Source organism: Haemophilus sp. HMSC068C11 (genome assembly GCF_001815355.1).
Lineage (GTDB): Bacteria > Pseudomonadota > Gammaproteobacteria > Enterobacterales > Pasteurellaceae > Haemophilus_D.
The window spans coordinates 65,233-83,254 of the sequence record NZ_KV820360.1; the positions used below are offsets into that span (position 1 = coordinate 65,233).

An 18,022-nucleotide genomic window follows, 5' to 3' on the forward strand; every position below is an offset into this window, starting at 1 on the left:
GTCTTCAAAGATAAACCTGTAGTTTATATTGGGTGCCTCTAAAACAATTCCCCCAACTATAATCGCTATAGATATACCCAAATAAATAGCTAAAAAAGCAATAAGTAAGGAGAAAATACTCTTCATCTTTTTCCTGTCTAAATCAAAGATTCATCATGCAAAAACATAACGATCCACACATAACATGTACGGATCGTTATTTAATAAGTGAATTAAAAAATCCTATCTACTCTTTATAAATTATTCAAATCCAACACATCTGTCATATCAAACAATCCGTGAGATTGTTTTTCTAACCATTTACCTGCACGAACTGCACCATTGGCAAAGGTCATACGGCTTGATGCTTTGTGAGCAATTTCAACGCGCTCACCAATATCCGCAAACCATACACTATGTTCACCCACGACATCAGAGGCACGAATGGTAGAGAAACCAATTTCATCACGTTTGCGTTCGCCTGTAATGCCTTCGCGACAAAATACGCCATGCGTTTTCAAATCACGACCAAGGGTTTTCGCAATGTGTTCGCCCATAGAAAGTGCGGTACCAGATGGTGCATCCACTTTGTGGCGGTGGTGTGCTTCAATGATTTCGATATCACAATAATCGCCCATCACTTTGGCGGCTTTTTCTAATAGTTTAAACACCAAATTCACACCCACACTGAAGTTTGATGCAAATACAATGGCAATTTTTTCCGATGCAGCTTGAATTGCGGCTTTGCCTGCATCATCAAAACCTGTGGTGCCAATTACCATCTTTTTATTATTAGCGACACAAAATGCGATATGCTCAAGCGTGCCTTCCGGACGCGTGAAATCAATCAGCAAATCAAAGTTGTCTTTTTCTGCATTTAAATCATCTGAGACTTTGACACCTAATGCACCAATACCCGCAAGCTCGCCAGCATCTGCACCGACTAAAGAGGAACCTTTACGTTCAAAAGCTGCACCTAATTCTACCCCTTCTGCATTATGTACGGCTTGAATTAATTGACGCCCCATTCTTCCGCCTGCACCGGCGATCGCAATTTTTAATGTCATGTTTTGTCCTTTTTTAATCAAATTAAAGCGTGTTGAACGCCACTATAAATTAAATAGATTCCGAAGAAAATAAAAATCAACCCTGCCGCATTATCAATATAGCGACTATATTGGCTATAAAACTGTTTTGCAACAGAACGTGAAAAAAGCACCGAAATGATGTAGAAATATAAAAAGGTTTCTACGGTAATCACGGCAAGTGCGGTCAAAATTTGTGATGTTTCGGTAATATTCACTAGAACCAATGACATCACACTGCTGAAATAAATCACAACTTTAGCATTCGATAAATTGACTAATAAGCCTTTCATAATGCTCGTTAAGGTTGATTGATTTGGCACATTTGCATTCTGCTTTTCATCAAAAACCGCATTGTTTTTTACTTTTGCCATTTTAATGCCGAGATAAACTAAATAGGCTCCACCAAGCATCATCACAATGCCTTGAATAATTGGCATGGTGGCAAAAATAATAGCGAGGCCTAAAACAGCAGCCGTTGCCCAAATTAATACACCAATGGTAATCCCAATCACGCCACCAATAGCTTCTCGGCGAGAACTCATCGCTGAAACTCGGCTGACATAGAAAAAATCAGGGCCAGGCGAAAGCAAGCCAACAAGATGAATAATCATCAAATTTAGCATGGCAAGCCTACTATACGTAATATCGCAATAACAATAACAGCATAGATTGCCGCTAAAACATCATCCACCATAATCCCAAAACCGCTTTCCAGTTTTTGATCAAAGTATCGGATTGGATAAGGTTTTAAAATATCAAAGAAACGGAAAAGTATAAAGGCAATGACAATCCAAGGTAATGATAAAGTTGGAATCGCGGCTAACACGATAAATACCCCAACAAATTCATCCCAAACAATGGAACCGTGATCATGAACACCCATATCATCTGCGGTTTTTTGGCATAGATAACAGCCAAGCGCAAAGCAAAGTGCGGTCAAAATTAAGAAGATTTTTAGTCCAAGGCAAGCTAATAATGCCGAACCTAAAATCGTTCCGGCTACACTTCCCCATGTACCCGGTGCAGGACGAATGAGTCCTGAGCCAAAACCTAATGCAAGTAAATGAACTGGATTTTTTAAGCTAACTCTATCAAGAGGTGAACTATTCATTATTTATCCTTAAAATGATCGAAACCAGACGGCGCTTGATAATTGATAACACGTCCATCTTTAAAAAAAGTAATCGGATTGTTATTTTGCGGAACAATTTTTCCGATACAGGTACAAGGTATATTCAACGATTGAGATAACTTTTCAATCTCAGTTTTCTTATTTGCGGGAACTGTGAAGCAAAGCTCATAGTCTTCCCCACCACTCAATGCAAACGCTTCTGCTTTTTCTAAGCGATATGTTTTTTTGAGTGGTGTGGATAAAGGTAAAGTAGATAATTCAATCTCTGCAGAACATTGGCTTCTCGTTAAAATATGTCCTAAATCGGCAACAAGACCATCTGAAATATCAATGCATGAGTGAGCAATTTCCCTTAAGGCTTGGCCCAATTCAACGCGTGGTGTTGGGTGAAAATGACGTTTTACTAAAAATTCAGTATCAAAATCGACCGCACTTTTACCTTGTAAGATCCAATTTAAACCAGACGCACTATCACCTAACGTGCCCGATACATAAATTAAATCACCAACCTTCGCGTTATGTCGGAATAAAGCCTTTCCTTTTGGTACGAAACCTTGTGCCGTAATGGTTATAGAAAGTGGACCTTTCGTTGTATCGCCACCAATTAATGTTACATCATATTGATTTAATGTATCAAACAGACTTTGACTAAATTGGCTCAGCCAGTTTTCATCAACTTCAGGTAATGTGAGTGCAAGAGAAATCCAAGCGGGTTTAGCGCCCATAGCAGCTAAATCACTTAGATTTGTCGCGATAGCTTTATACGCTAAATCTTGGGGAGAAATAGAAGATAAAAAATGCGTGGCCTCAACCATTGTATCGGTGGTAATGGCAAGCTGATAGCCTTCAGGGATATGAGTGATCGCACAATCATCCCCAATACTAAAATCAACAAAGTGTTGATTGTCTTTTTGTATTGAGAAATATTGCTCTATAAGATCAAATTCACCCGTACTCATTTTATCTTTTCACTCAAAAACAAAGGGCAGACATTTGTCTACCCTACATTTGAATAATTATTTGCGACCTAATGCAGGAGCGACTTTATCCAATACACCGTTAATGTATTTATGGCTTTCATCTGCACCAAACACTTTCGCCACCTCAATTGCCTCGTTAATCGCCACTTTATACGGCACATCAGGCTCAAATTGAAGTTCATAAACCGCTAAGCGTAAAATAGCTCTTTCAATCGGATCTAATTCATCTAATGCGCGATCTAAATAATGGCTCATTGAGAAATCAACAGCTTCTACATTCGCAACGGTTTGACGGAAAAGGCGGCTAAAATAAGGTTTATCCACACCTTTTAAATCTTGATCCACAACGAAAGTGAGTTCCACTTGTTCTGGTGCATTACCAGAGAGCGCCCAAGAATATAATGCTTGGACTGCACATTCTCTCGCTCTACGACGTGGCGATACTTTTTTTACAGGCTCTTTTTTCTCTGTCATTGGAATTATGCCGCATCAATTTGTTGTAAAAGATTCACCATTTCAAGTGCCGTTAATGCTGCTTCTGCACCTTTATTACCTGCTTTGGTCCCTGCACGCTCGATAGCTTGTTCAATGTTTTCAGTCGTTAAAACACCGAATGCTACTGGGATTTCAGCTTGCATTGCTACTTGACCTAAACCGCTGCTTGCTTCGCCCGCTACATATTCAAAGTGAGCTGTGCCTCCACGGATTACCGTACCCAATGCCACGATTGCATCAAATTTTTTGCTTTCAGCTAAACGACGTGCTACTAATGGAAGTTCATAGGCACCTGGTGCACGAACGATAGTAATATTCTCATCTTTCACTTGACCGATGCGTTTTAATGCATCTACCGCACCTTCTAATAAACTTTCATTAATAAAACTGTTAAAACGAGCAATCACCACTGCGATTTTAGCATTTGGCGCCGCTACCGCACCTTCTAAAACTTTCATACTTTTTCCTAATCTGAATGAACAATAAATTTGACGGTGGATTTTAGCATAAAAAGAAACCCTGTGGAAATAATCCGACAGGGTTTTCTATGAGTGGAAAAGAACTTACTTCTCGAGTTTTAACGGTTCAATTTTCCAGATATTTTTCGCATATTCAAGAATTGTACGGTCTGATGAGAAGAAGCCCATGTTCACCATATTTTGAATGGTACTTGCTATCCATACATCACGATCTTGATATTTTTTATCTACCGCTTTTTGCGCTTCCACATAACTGCGGAAATCAGCAAAAGATTGGTAATAATCGTGGTATTGTAAACCTTGAATTAGAGAGTGATAACGGTTCGGTTCTTCCGGCGAGAAATCACCACGGATAATTTGGTCAATAACTTCACGTAATTGCTCGTCATTTTGATAATAATCAAACGGACGATAACCTTCGCGACGTAATGCTTCCACTTGTTCAACCGTATTACCAAAGATAAAGATGTGGTCTTCACCAACATTATCTAAAATCTCAACGTTCGCACCATCAAGCGTACCCAATGTTAACGCACCATTTAAGGCAAACTTCATGTTACTGGTACCTGATGCTTCTGTTCCTGCAAGAGAGATTTGCTCAGAAATATCTGCCGCTGGAATGATTAATTGTGCAAGACTTACGCTGTAGTTCGGAATAAAGACAACTTTTAAACGACCTTTTAAGCGTTCATCATTATTGATGACATTCGCGACATCGTTAATCAAACGAATGGTTTGTTTTGCTGCATAGTAAGCTGAAGCTGCTTTACCCGCTAGAATGAACACACGTGGCTGCCAATCTTTTTCTGGATGAGCAAGCATTTCGTTATAACGAGCAATAATGTGTAAAACATTAAGCATTTGACGTTTGTATTCATGAATACGTTTTACTTGAACGTCAAATAATGCATGCGGATCTAAATCGATGTTAAGTGTTTTCTTCACATATTGTGCTAATTTCACTTTGTTATCGTATTTGATATCTGCGACAGCACGCTTAAATTCACCTTTATCTGCAAACGCTTTAAGTTTTTCAATTTGGCTTAAATCGCAACGCCATTCAGAACCAATATATTGATCAAATAAAGCTGCTAATTTCGGGTTTGCTACTGCAAGCCAACGACGTGGTGTCACACCGTTTGTTACATTGGTGAAACGTTCTGGATAGATACGCGCAAAATCAGCAAAGGTTGAAGAAACCATAAGATCTGAGTGAATTGCTGCTACACCGTTCACTTTATGAGAACCAACAACAGACAACCAGCCCATGCGAACTTTACGTTGATGTCCTTCCTCGATAAGCGATACACGACGGATAAATTCCATATCGGTAGTGACATAAGTTTTCACATACTCAAGGAAATGATCATTGATTTCAAAAATCATTTGTAAGTGACGAGGTAAGATTTTCGCCATCATTTCTACCGGCCAGGTTTCTAATGCTTCTGACATTAAAGTATGGCAAGTATAAGAGAAGATACGACGAGTCACATCCCAAGCGTTTTGCCATGAATAACCGTGTAAATCGATTAAGATACGCATTAACTCTGGAATCGCTAATGTTGGGTGAGTATCGTTCAAGTGGATCGCGACTTTATCTGCTAAGTTATCTAACGTGCCATGTGTTCTAAAATGACGACGAAGAATATCTTGTAAAGACGCTGATACTAAGAAGTACTCTTGACGTAAACGCAATTCACGACCATTCCAGGTAGAATCATCCGGATAAAGTACGCGAGAAAGGTTTTGGTTAGCTGAACGAGTCGCTACCGCCGCTAAGTGATCACCACGGTTAAACTCCGCTAAATCGAACACCTCACCACCATGAGCAGACCATAAACGTAATGTGGATGCTGAATTATTTTTATAGCCAGGAATCATTTGGTCGTATGCAAGTGCGGTCACTTTTTCAGCTGGACTCCAAATACATTTTTTGCCTTCAAAATAAATATGACCACCGAAATCAATGCTGAAACGTTTTGATGGACGCATAAATTCCCAAGGTGCGCCTTTTTCTAACCAATCATCAGGGCGTTCAACCTGTTGGCCATTTTCAATTTTTTGACGGAACATACCGTATTCATAACGAATACCGTAACCCATTGCTGGAATCGCTAACGTTGCAAGTGAGTCCATAAAACAAGCAGCAAGACGACCTAAACCACCATTACCTAAACCAGGATCCACTTCTTTTTCAATAATCTCTTCTAAATCAACATTTAATTCAGCCAAAGCTTTTTGTGCCACATCATAAATGCCTTCTGCGATCATCGCATTAGAAAGTGTGCGGCCGATTAAAAATTCCATAGAAAGATAATAAACACGGCGAGTTTCTTCTGCACGAGATTGGCGTGCAGTTGTAATCCAGCCTTCAGTCACTAAATCACGCACCGCATGAAGAGTCGCATTTAACCAGTCACGTTGACTCGCCTCTTTTGGCGAACGACCGATTAAGAAAATTAATTTATAAACAATTGCTTTTTTTACGCCTTCAACATCAACGCTAGGTCGATTATAAAGAAATGGCGAATCAAAATTGTCCATGATCATAGAAAGTAAAACCTCAATTAAAAAAACCGCGCAAATTTTAAGCTTTTTTAGGAAAAAAACAACAAAACCCCCCTTCAAAGGTGATTATTTTTGAAGGGAGAGTCAATCCATTGAATTATTGGTTTAAAATGCTTAAATAGAGCTGCTCATATTGAGCGGCTGCATTTTTCCAACTAAAGTCCTGTGCCATGGCGTTATTACGAACCATCGCCCAAACACGTTGTTTTTGCCATAATGCAAAAGCATGTTGGATAGCGTTTCGTAAATCATCTGCTTCGGCTTTTTGGAATACAAAGCCTGTTGCAGTACGCTCTTTAATGGTTTCGCTTGTACTGTTCGTGACCGTATCGGCTAATCCTCCAGTTGCACGAATAAGCGGCAATGTGCCATATTGCAAGCCATACAATTGGGTTAATCCACAAGGTTCAAAACGGCTTGGCACTAAAATGACATCACCACCCGCAACCATTAAATGTGAGAGCGCTTCGTCATAACCAATTTTTACTGCAATATTTTCTGGGTAACGTTGTGCTAATTGGCAAATTCCCTCTTCCAAATGTTTAGCACCGGAACCGAGAATCGCTAATTGACCACCTTGTTTCACAATTTCATCCGCTGTCGCAATCAATAAATCCACGCCTTTTTGTTCTGTTAAGCGCGTTACCATCACAAATACTGGCGCATCTGGCTGTTGTGGTAGATTGAAATAAGCCTGTAAATCGGCTTTATTTTTCTTCTTACCTGCAATGGATTTTAATTTATAGTGATGCTGAATATACGCATCACAGCTTGGGTGCCAAATTTCTTGATCGACGCCATTTAAAATGCCCACCAACTTACCTGACTCACGTAAGCCCGTTAGTAAGCCTTGCAAGCCATAACCAAAGTCCGGTGTGGTAATTTCTTTTGCGTAAGTAGGACTCACTGCTGTTACCATATCGGAATAATAAAGACCCGCTTTTAAATACGAAATTTGACCAAATAACTCTAGACCATCAACATGGAACATGCCTTCCGGTAAGCCAATTTCATATAGGTGACGATGTGCGAATTGTCCTTGATAAGCAAGATTATGAATCGTAAATACTGATTTTGCTGGACGACCTTTATTGAAGAGATAAGCTGCCGCTAAACCTGCATGCCAATCGTGCGCATGCACTACTTCGGCTCGCCACCAACTATCTAAGCCTGTCGCAAGCTCTGCCCCCACCCAACCTAATAACGCAAAACGCTTATAGTTATCGGCATAATCGTTGTAATCGGTATCATGATAAGGATTTCCTTCTCGCCAATAAAGATGAGGCGCATCAATCAGATAAATCCCTACGCCATTGTATTCGCCATAACGTAATACAACATGGCCTGCAAAATTATCAAATTCTGTCACAACATGCGTATTCTCAATGCCCGCTGAAATTTTTGGATAAGCCGGCAATAAAATACGAGCATCAATACCAATTTCTTTTTGAGCAAAAGGGAGCGCCCCTAAAACATCGGCGAGTCCACCGGTTTTTAATAAGGGATACAATTCCGAGCAAACATGTAAAACTCTCATAATTTTCCTTTTATACTTAAAATTGTGCTGTCATTGATAACAGCACAATCTTTTTACTTCACTTAAAATACTGTCAAAATTGACCGCACTTTAATCCAAATGTTCTTCGTTAGTGACTTCTTCGCCTTGCAATTTTTTCAACATCGTTGAGGTTACAAGTACAACTTTACCGGTAGAACTCACACGGAAGCGTTTACTGTCAAGGGCTTTATCCACACCGATTTCCATACCATCTGGAATAATACAATGGCGATCAATAATACAATCTTTTAATGTACAATTTTTACCAATTTGTACTTGCGGTAACACGACACTGTGATCAACAGTAGAGTCTTCATCAATTTTGACTCTATCAAACAACACTGAATTACTAATAGATGCATCCGTAATCACACAGCCCCCACCAATAAGCGAATTATCTACCGGTTTAATATTGGTTTTTTTATAGAAGAATTTAGATGGATAAGCCTGTACTGGATTACCACGAATTGGCCAGCTTTGATCATAAATATCTAATTGTGGATGCTCTGAAACTAAATCGATATTCGCTTGCCAGAAACTATCGAGTGTACCCACATCACGCCAGTAAATTTCACCTTCAGTGTTTCGGCCCATACAAGAACGGCTGAATGGATGCGCATAAAGCACGCCTTCTTCCAAGCATTTTGGCAAAACATCTTTACCAAAGTCATGAGATGTGCAAGGGGTATTCACTTCTCTGTCAAGCATTTTATAGAGATACTCAGCATCAAACACGTAGATCCCCATAGAGGCTAGCGACGTATCTGGTTTACCCACCATGGCAGGTGGATCTTTTGGTTTCTCAACAAAAGCTTTCACTTTAAGATTCTCATTTACTGCCATGACACCAAATTCACTGGCTTCAGAACGTGGTACCTCAATACAGCCTACTGTGCATTTTGCTCCACTTCTCACATGATCCATCAACATGACACTGTAATCTTGTTTATAAATATGGTCGCCCGCAAGAATCAAAATGTATTTTGGACGATAGTGATTACGGATAATCGCCATATTTTGATACACCGCATCCGCTGTACCACGGTACCACGTAGAATCATCAATTTGTTGACGGGCAGGTAACATATCAACGAATTCACCACGCTCTTGCGGTAAGAATGACCAACCTGTTTGTAAATGGCGTAATAAAGAGTGAGCTGCATACTGGGTTACAACACCGATGCGATTCAGGCCTGAGTTAATACAGTTGGAAAGCGCAAAATCAATAATGCGACGATTACCACCAAAATATAACGCAGGTTTAGCACGTTTATCGGTTAATTCATGTAAGCGAGAACCACGACCACCAGCCAAAATAAGCACTAAAGTATCTTTAACTAATTCATATTTATTAAGATCACTTTTCATAACAAACTCCATCGTTTTCATCATCCATATGTTCCAACACTTCAAATGCTATACCGCTCACATCACATTGTTGAATCACGCTATTTTCAGTTTCGGCAATCTTTTTCCATTTACCCTTTGGCAAATAAAAAGATTGCGGTTCAGTTTTTGCATTAATTAAGAAAAGATATTTGCCGTCCAACATAACTTGTAGGGCTTTGCTTTCCCGATTATGCCAATCGTCTAGGGTCATCGGGTTTCCCCCAGTATTCAACCACTCGACATTTTCATCCGACCACCAAGCCTCCTGTTGCAAACTTTGAATTTTTTTTCGTAATGCAATGGTTTGCTTGGTAAAGTCAAATAAGGTTGGGTTAAAATCATTCCACTTTAACCACGTCATTTCGTTATCTTGGCAATAGGCGTTGTTATTGCCATATTGGCTGTTGCCGAACTCATCCCCAGCAAGCAGCATGGGTACACCATTTGCCAGTAATAAAGAGCCTAACAAGCCTTTTTCTGATAAAACACGGTTATTTTCGACCGCTCTTTGCCATTCATCGGCTAAATCGAGTTGAGAACCTTCAATCCCATGATTGTAGCTATAATTTTCATTGCGTCCGTCACGGTTCTCTTCACCGTTAGCGTCATTGTGTTTATGGTTATAGCTCACTAAATCTCGCAACGTAAAACCATCATGGGCTGTAATGAAATTCAAGCTGGCATGCGGTAATCGACCTTCGCGATTAAAGATATCGCTAGAGCCAGCAAAACGCTCTGCAAAGGCCCCCACTTCACCACTTTGCCATAACCAAAAACGACACATATCATCACGGAAACGATCATTCCATTGAGAGAAATAAGCGGGGAAATACCCGACTTGATAGCCGTAATGACCAATATCCCAAGGTTCAGCAATTAATTTAATTTGTTGTAGAACGTCATCCTGTTCCATTTCCGCAAATAATTTTGCATTTGGATTGAAATCAGGCGTTTCACGACCAAGTACTGTGGCTAAATCAAAACGGAAACCATCCACATGACATTCTGTTACCCAGTAACGTAAACAATCTAATACCCATTTGCGAGTGACGTCATTAGCAAGATTGAGCATATTGCCGCAACCCGTCCAGTTGAGGTAATCACCATGCTCGTTTTGCCAGTAATAGGTTTTATCATCAATACCACGCTGGCAAAATGTCGGAAATGATTTTTCGGATTCTGCCGTATGGTTAAACACCACATCTAAAATCACTTCGATACCCGCTTGATGCAGGGCTTTCACCATGCTCTTAAATTCGTTCAATGGTTGTTTTTGATCCGTCGCATAACTTGGTTCTAAAGCAAACATAGATAATGGGTTATAGCCCCAATAATTGCGTAATCCTTTTTCTTGTAAATGTGGTTCATCAATAAAGAAATTCACTGGGAGCAATTCAAGGCTGGTAATACCCAATGATTTAAAATACGCAATGTTTTCGGAGTGAGCCAACGCCGCATAAGTGCCCCGGATATTTTCTGGAATACGGGAATTTAATTGGCTAAATCCTTTAACATTTAATTCATATACAATGGTTTGAGCCCAAGGAATAGATGGCTTGCAATCCCCTGACCAATCAAAATGCTCATCCACAATGCGACCTTTAGGTGCAACGGCGGCATTATCTCGTTCATCATTTAACAAGAAAATGGAACGGGCTTCTGATGAACTTAAATCCGGTTTATGGCTTACTGCTTTCGCATAAGGATCAAGCATTAACTTTTGCGGATTGGCTAAAGTGCGGTCATTTTTGCCTGTGATTCTGAACGCATACTCATCATTTAACTCAACGCCTTCAATTGCCACATGCCAAATATCATTGGTTCTGCTCATGGCAAAACGGCTTTCTTTACCATCACGGAACAAGCAAAGTTCAATAGCATCCGCCGCACTAGAAAAAAGTGCAAAATTCGAAATTTTTAGGCTGTTTTCCCGCGTTTGAGAATATCCCATTGGGGAAGGTTTGCCATTGTTATAAATACTAAACATCGTGTTCTTCGCTATTGTTATGCTTTATATTTTAAATAGATCGTTGCGAGTGGCGGAATGGTCACGCTAATCGAATTTTCACGTCCGTGACTTGCGATCGCTTCGCTTTCTACCAAGCCGAAATTACCTACGTTTGAACCTTGATAATACATTGAGTCAGTATTCAAAATTTCTTCGTATTCACCCGCTACATTTACACCGATACGGTAGCCTTCGCGTGGCACCGGAGTAAAGTTACTGATCACGATAATGCGTTCACCATCACTGCTTTTACGTTCAAAAGCAAAGACTGAATTTTCCGCATCATCCACCACTAACCAATCAAAGCCTTCCGGTTCACCGTCTAATTCAAAGAGCGGTGCATTTTTTTGATAAATTCCATTCAAATCTTTGACTAATTGCAATACACCTTTATGCCATAGGCCACCATGGTTTTCGTCAAGTAAGAACCAATCCAAACTTTCTTCATAATTCCATTCGCGACCTTGAGCAAATTCATTGCCCATGAATAATAATTTCTTACCTGGATAGCCCCACATATAACCGTAGTAAGCACGCAAGTTAGCGAATTTTTGCCATGCATCGCCCGGCATTTTGCCAAGTAACGAACATTTGCCATGTACAACTTCATCGTGAGAAAGTGGCAATACAAAGTTTTCGCTGTATTGATAAATCATCCCGAAAGTCATTTTGTCATGATGATAACGACGATAAACTGGATCGAGTTTCATATAACTTAGGGTGTCATTCATCCAGCCCATGTTCCATTTAAAATTAAATCCAAGACCACCATTTTCTGTCGGATGGGTTACGCCACCAAAAGAAGTGGATTCTTCGGCAATGGAAATCGCGCCAGACATCTCAGAATGGATTTTCCAGTTGGTGTGTTTTAAGAATTCAATGGCTTCTAAATTTTCACGACCGCCATATTGATTCGGAATCCATTCGCCTTCAGCACGGCTGTAATCGCGGTAAATCATTGATGCGACCGCATCTACACGGATGCCATCTACACCAAATCGTTCAAGCCAATACAGTGCATTACTGGATAAGAAGTTTCTCACTTCATTACGACCATAGTTATAAATTAAGGTATTCCAGTCTTGATGATAGCCTTCACGTGGGTCAGCATGTTCATATAAGGCTGTACCATCAAATGCCACTAAACCGTGTGTATCACTAGGGAAATGGCCCGGTACCCAGTCTAAAATCACATTAATGCCTGCTTTGTGCGCTTTTTCGACTAAGCGTTTAAAGCCTTCTGGTGTACCAAAACGGCTGGTTGGTGAATACAGCCCTATCGGTTGGTAACCCCAAGAGCCATCGAATGGAAATTCGGAGAGCGGTAAAAACTCGATATGGGTAAAGCCCATATGTTTTACATAAGGAATAAGCTCATCGGCAATTTGGTCGTAATCTAGCCAGAAATTATTTTCTAAATTACGGCGCCATGATCCCAAATGCACTTCGTAAATCGAAATAGGTTGATTACGTTGGTTCGCTTTACGACGTTGCTCCGTCATTTCGACTACATCCGGCAACATGCTGATTTCGGATGCTGTATCTGGACGTAATTCAGAGCTAAATGCATAAGGGTCAGCTTTTAAACGAAGGTTGCCGTTGCAATCAATCAATTCAAATTTATAGCGTTGCCCCAAACTGGCTTTTGGTAAGAATAACTCCCACACACCACTTGCCGGATGGAAACGCATTGGATGACGACGACCATCCCAATAGTTAAAATCACCTACCAACGAAACGCGCTTAGCATTTGGCGCCCATACCCGGAAATTTACGCCCGGTACACTGTCACATTCAGTAAAATGTGCACCTAATACTTCATAAGGACGCAATAACGAACCTTCCGCCAATAGCCATTGATCCAAGTCATTAATCATCGGATGGAAACGGTACGGATCTTCAATAATTTGGGCTTCTACGCCCCAATACACTTTTAATTGGTAGGTAAAGAAATGGTGAATCTCTGGCACAATAGCACCAAAAAATCCGCGGTCATCCAGTTTCTCTAGCGCGACAACGATGGATTGACTTTCTTTATCAATCACTTCGACTTTATCTGCATCGGGTAATAAAGCACGAATCTCAATACCATTGTGAGTTTCATGCATGCCTAATACAGCAAAAGGATCGGCATGTTTGCCATCAAAAAATGAATTAATTACTGATTGAGCGACTAATTTCGTCATGACATACTCCTTTATGCTTTGCAAGCTTGATTATTTACAACCGATTGTATTTTCTCGTTTGTTGAGCGGCAAAAAGCATTAAACGATGATAGATAAAAGGCAAAGCAGGCAATGAATGAAAGTGCGGTTGAATATGGAATGGTTTTTTCAAGCTGAATTTGGTTTTGCTCGTCGAGCAATTGATAACGCAAAGAAGCATCAGGAGGAGAAGAAAACGCGATTAAATCATCATGAATAGGTTCATTTTCAAAGGCACATATGACATTTTGGAACGGCTGATTTTGTCCAATATTCGGCGGAAATTGCAACTGCTCGATAAAATAATCAATACTGGTTGGCGATGCATCAATCAAATGCCCATCAATATCATAATGGGAAAACGAAATGCCAAGTTTTTCAGCAGATTGTTTAAGTGATAAGGACATTTGCATACAACGAATGATACATCTATATAATACTTAATAAGTATTATAAGTAAGCACAATTGAAATACAATTGCCAATCTTGCAAATTGTGACCTAAATCAAAAAACAAAGTTTAAAGAGAATAAAAAAACAACGAAATTTAAATTATTCAGTTTCAATGACAAATTCAAACCAATCAATGACATCTTCTTCATGCACGCCATCTTGAATTAAAATGCCTGCTTTTTTCAGTGAATCAGGATCGCCACTGACTAATGGATGCCATTCGGGCAAAGCTTTACCCTCATACAATAAACGATATGCACAGGTATTCGGCAACCAACCAAAATCAGGCAAGTTCTTTTTGGTTAATTTGGTGCAATCACTTTCGATTTTAAAACGTTCAGGATAATTACGACACTTTCCTGTTTCTACATCTAATAGATTGCAGGCAATGCGCGTGTAATACAGTTTTTCACGCTTACCCCGCCCTTGAATGTATTTTCGATAACAGCATTTTCCGCAGCCATCACATAAGGCTTCCCATTCGGATTCCGTCATTTCAAGGAGCGATTTTTTTTGCCAAAAATGAGATTCAAATTGCATAGTGAAACCAATAAAAAAGTGCGGTCAAAATTTACGTGATTTTTGACCGCACTTTGTTGTTTAGAATTAGAAGCCTTCTTTTAAGCTTACGGTTAAGTTAAACACTAAGTGCTCTGGGCGGCTATCTTTGTTATCCGCACAGAAATAACCTTCGCGTTCAAATTGGTAACCTTTTTCTGGTTCTGCATTTGCGAGGCTTTGTTCTACAAAACCGTGTTTCACCACTAAAGAAGTTGGATTTAATACGCTTTCGATTTCTTCTGCTGCACCAGGGTTTGGTACGGTGAAAAGACATTCGTATAAACGGAACTCTGCTGGGTGATTATATACTGCAGATACCCAGTGAATTACCCCTTTCACTTTACGACCATCCGCTGGATTTTTACCTAAAGTTTCAGGATCATAAGTACAGAAGATCGTGGTGATTTCACCATTTGCATCTTTTTCGACACGCTCCGCTTTAATCACGTAAGCATTACGTAAACGCACTTCTTTACCTAATACTAAACGTTTATATTGCTTGTTCGCTTCTTCACGAAAGTCTGCACGATCAATATAAAGCTCTTTCGTAAACGGTAATTGACGTTCACCTAATTCAGGACGATTCGGGTGATTTGGCGCCGTTAACGTTTCTTCGCCTTCAAAGTTTTCAATCACTACGCGAACAGGATCAATCACCGCCATTGCGCGTGGTGCGTTTTCATTTAAATCTTCACGAATACATGCTTCAAGTGCAGAATACTCTACGACGTTATCTTGTTTAGTCACACCAATACGACGGCAGAACTCACGTAATGAAGCCGGTGTATAACCGCGACGACGTAAACCTGAAATGGTTGGCATACGCGGATCGTTCCAACCATCCACAATGCCATCATTCACTAATTTCAATAATTTACGTTTAGACGTTAATGTGCCTTCTAAATTTAAACGAGAGAATTCATATTGATGCGGCAATGGACGTTCAATACTAATATTTTCTAACACCCAGTCGTATAAACGACGGTTGTCTTGGAATTCTAATGTACATAAAGAGTGTGTAATACGCTCAATTGCATCAGAGATACAATGAGTGAAGTCGTACATTGGGTAAATGCACCATTTGTCACCGGTTTGGTGATGGCTCGCAAATTTAATACGATAAAGCACAGGATCACGCATGACCATAAATGGTGAAGCCATGTCGATTTTCGCACGAAGACTTAATGTACCTTCCGCAAACTCACCATTTTTCATTCTTTCAAATAACGCTAAGTTTTCTTCGACACTACGATCACGATATGGACTGTTTTTACCTGGCTCAGTTAATGTACCGCGATACTCACGCATTTGGTCTGGTGAAAGTTCATCTACATAGGCTAAACCTTTCTCGATTAACTCAATCGCATAGCCATAAAGTGCATCGAAGTAATCAGACGCATAACGCGGTTCGCCTTCCCATTTAAAACCTAACCATTCCACATCGGCTTTAATGGAATCCACATATTCCACGTCTTCTTTCACCGGATTGGTATCGTCAAAACGTAGGTTACATAAACCGTTATATTCTTTTGCTAACCCAAAGTTTAAGCAAATCGATTTTGCGTGGCCAATATGCAAATAGCCATTTGGCTCAGGCGGGAAACGAGTATGAACACTTTTGTGTTTACCCGAAGCTAAATCTTCATCAATAATTTGAGTAATGAAATTGTGTGTGCGGGTATTTTCCGCATTTTCTAGAGTGTGTTCTGTATTGCTCATAAATTTCTCAATAAATTGAAAATAATTTCTCCATTCTATACGAAAAGTCTGGCGTTGTGAATTTGATCCCAAAACTAACCGCACTTTCATTAAATTAATACTGAATTTTTGAGGATTTTTAGGTCTAACTTGAAGATTTTTCGTGCAAACTGAAAAGTTTGCCTTTAGAATACACCTTCACTGAACAAACGTTCATTTTTTATTTGGGATGACAAAGTCTTTATGAAAAAACGCTTTTTTATTTTACTTGGATTACTCATTGCTGCTGGCGCAGCTTATTATTTTTTCTCAAGCAATAGCAAGCAAGAAACCACCTATCTGACGGAATCCGTTACACGTGGCAATGTGGAAAAAACAGTTGTTGCCTCTGGTTCGGTTGAAAGCGTAAATGAAGTTGATGTTGGTGCCCAAGCTTCGGGTAAAATTACCAAACTCTATGTCAAATTAGGACAAGAAATCAAAAAAGGCGAAATGATCGCAGATATTGATTCTACAACCCAAATTAATACCTTAAATACCAAAAAGGCGGCATTGGTTAGCTATCAAGCGCAATTAAAAGCGAAGCGAACCGCTTATGATGTAGCCCTTTCAAGCTATAACCGCTTATCAAAACTTTATACACAAAAAGCGACATCTTTAGATAGTCTGAATACAGCTAAAAGCACCCTTGATAATGCGAAAGCGGAAATGGAAGCCATTGAAGCCAATATCAAACAAGCTGAAATTGAAGTGAATACCGCAGAAACCAATGTGGGTTATACAAAAATTACCGCACCAATGGATGGTACCGTCATTTCTGTGCCCGTTTCTGAAGGTCAAACTGTTAATGCCAACCAAACGACGCCAACAATTGTGACCATTGCCGATTTAAGCAAAATGAAAATTAAACCTGAAATTTCAGAAGGCGACATTACCAAAGTTAAAGCAGGCCAAGAAGTCAGCTTTACTATTTTATCTGATAGCCAAACCGTGTATCACTCTGTCATTGATTCTGTTGATCCTGCCAATACCACGACAAGTGATAGCTCTTCAACATCATCTTCGACAAGTTCAAGTAGCAGCTCCACAACCAGTGCGATTTACTATTATGCCAATGTACTGATTGATAATCCTGATCGAACTTTACGCATCGGAATGACGACAGAAAACAACATCAAAATTGCCAATGCCAAAGACGTGTTATTGGTTTCCAATATGGCTATTCAAAAACGTGATGGCAAAAGCTTTGTCAATGTATTGAATGACAAAAATCAGCCTGAACAGCGTGAAGTTGAAACCGGTGTACAAAATGATTTCCAAAGTGAAATCAAATCCGGCTTAAACGAAGGTGAAAAAGTTATCGTGTCACAAGTCGCGAATGGTGAAAAAGTTGGCTCTATGCCTCGTGGTCCAAGAATGTTCTAAAAGTGC

15 protein-coding genes are annotated in these 18,022 nt (G+C 39.9%); 1 reads left to right on the forward strand and 14 read right to left on the reverse strand.

Annotated features, from left to right (window positions below; all coding sequences use genetic code 11):
- Window positions 1-233: 233 nt before the first annotated feature.
- From dapB to glnS, 14 genes are all read right to left on the reverse strand, one after another.
- The gene (dapB, locus tag HMPREF3020_RS02115) at window positions 234-1,046 is read right to left on the reverse strand and encodes a 4-hydroxy-tetrahydrodipicolinate reductase (RefSeq protein ID WP_070775392.1); all 813 of its coding nucleotides are present in this window, start codon (window positions 1,044-1,046) and stop codon (window positions 234-236) included.
- A gap of 17 nt (window positions 1,047-1,063) precedes the next feature.
- Window positions 1,064-1,690, reverse strand: a complete 627-nt coding sequence (locus tag HMPREF3020_RS02120) for a LysE family transporter (RefSeq protein WP_005696005.1) — start codon at window positions 1,688-1,690, stop codon at window positions 1,064-1,066.
- Window positions 1,684-2,178 (reverse strand): phosphatidylglycerophosphatase A family protein, encoded by a 495-nt coding sequence (locus tag HMPREF3020_RS02125; RefSeq protein ID WP_070775393.1) that lies wholly within the window; start codon window positions 2,176-2,178, stop codon window positions 1,684-1,686. The genes HMPREF3020_RS02120 and HMPREF3020_RS02125 overlap by 7 nt, the downstream gene beginning before the upstream one ends.
- Window positions 2,178-3,158, reverse strand: a complete 981-nt coding sequence (gene thiL / locus HMPREF3020_RS02130) for a thiamine-phosphate kinase (RefSeq protein WP_070775394.1) — start codon at window positions 3,156-3,158, stop codon at window positions 2,178-2,180. Before thiL ends, HMPREF3020_RS02125 begins: the two co-directional genes overlap by 1 nt.
- Window positions 3,159-3,215: 57 nt before the next feature.
- The gene (gene nusB, locus HMPREF3020_RS02135; protein WP_070775395.1) at window positions 3,216-3,653 is read right to left on the reverse strand and encodes a transcription antitermination factor NusB; all 438 of its coding nucleotides are present in this window, start codon (window positions 3,651-3,653) and stop codon (window positions 3,216-3,218) included.
- A 5-nt stretch (window positions 3,654-3,658) separates the two neighbouring features.
- Complete coding sequence (ribE, locus tag HMPREF3020_RS02140; RefSeq protein WP_005695997.1) at window positions 3,659-4,132, reverse strand: 6,7-dimethyl-8-ribityllumazine synthase; 474 nt, start codon at window positions 4,130-4,132, stop codon at window positions 3,659-3,661.
- A gap of 105 nt (window positions 4,133-4,237) precedes the next feature.
- Window positions 4,238-6,703 carry a glycogen/starch/alpha-glucan phosphorylase gene (locus HMPREF3020_RS02145; RefSeq protein WP_070775396.1) on the reverse strand — a complete coding sequence of 822 codons (2,466 nt, stop codon included), beginning with the start codon at window positions 6,701-6,703 and terminating at the stop codon, window positions 4,238-4,240.
- Between the two features lie 115 nt (window positions 6,704-6,818).
- Entirely contained in the window at window positions 6,819-8,258 is a 1,440-nt protein-coding gene (gene glgA, locus HMPREF3020_RS02150; RefSeq protein WP_070775397.1) for a glycogen synthase GlgA, read from the reverse strand.
- 90 nt (window positions 8,259-8,348) lie between these two features.
- The gene (gene glgC, locus HMPREF3020_RS02155; RefSeq protein ID WP_070775398.1) at window positions 8,349-9,647 is read right to left on the reverse strand and encodes a glucose-1-phosphate adenylyltransferase; all 1,299 of its coding nucleotides are present in this window, start codon (window positions 9,645-9,647) and stop codon (window positions 8,349-8,351) included.
- Window positions 9,637-11,655, reverse strand: coding sequence for a glycogen debranching protein GlgX (gene glgX, locus HMPREF3020_RS02160; RefSeq protein WP_070775399.1), 2,019 nt, complete (start codon window positions 11,653-11,655; stop codon window positions 9,637-9,639). The genes glgC and glgX overlap by 11 nt, the downstream gene beginning before the upstream one ends.
- Window positions 11,656-11,672: 17 nt before the next feature.
- Window positions 11,673-13,862 (reverse strand): 1,4-alpha-glucan branching protein GlgB, encoded by a 2,190-nt coding sequence (glgB, locus tag HMPREF3020_RS02165; protein ID WP_049372555.1) that lies wholly within the window; start codon window positions 13,860-13,862, stop codon window positions 11,673-11,675.
- Window positions 13,863-13,873: 11 nt separating this feature from the next.
- Window positions 13,874-14,287 (reverse strand): 4-alpha-glucanotransferase, encoded by a 414-nt coding sequence (locus tag HMPREF3020_RS02170; protein WP_257281675.1) that lies wholly within the window; start codon window positions 14,285-14,287, stop codon window positions 13,874-13,876.
- Between the two features lie 144 nt (window positions 14,288-14,431).
- Complete coding sequence (locus HMPREF3020_RS02175) at window positions 14,432-14,872, reverse strand: YcgN family cysteine cluster protein (protein WP_049372554.1); 441 nt, start codon at window positions 14,870-14,872, stop codon at window positions 14,432-14,434.
- A gap of 66 nt (window positions 14,873-14,938) precedes the next feature.
- Window positions 14,939-16,612 carry a glutamine--tRNA ligase gene (gene glnS, locus HMPREF3020_RS02180; RefSeq protein ID WP_049372553.1) on the reverse strand — a complete coding sequence of 558 codons (1,674 nt, stop codon included), beginning with the start codon at window positions 16,610-16,612 and terminating at the stop codon, window positions 14,939-14,941.
- 222 nt (window positions 16,613-16,834) lie between these two features.
- On the opposite strand from glnS, the gene HMPREF3020_RS02185 reads away from it, so the two are divergent.
- Entirely contained in the window at window positions 16,835-18,016 is a 1,182-nt protein-coding gene (locus tag HMPREF3020_RS02185; protein ID WP_049372552.1) for an efflux RND transporter periplasmic adaptor subunit, read from the forward strand.
- The last annotated feature ends 6 nt before the right edge of the window (window positions 18,017-18,022 follow it).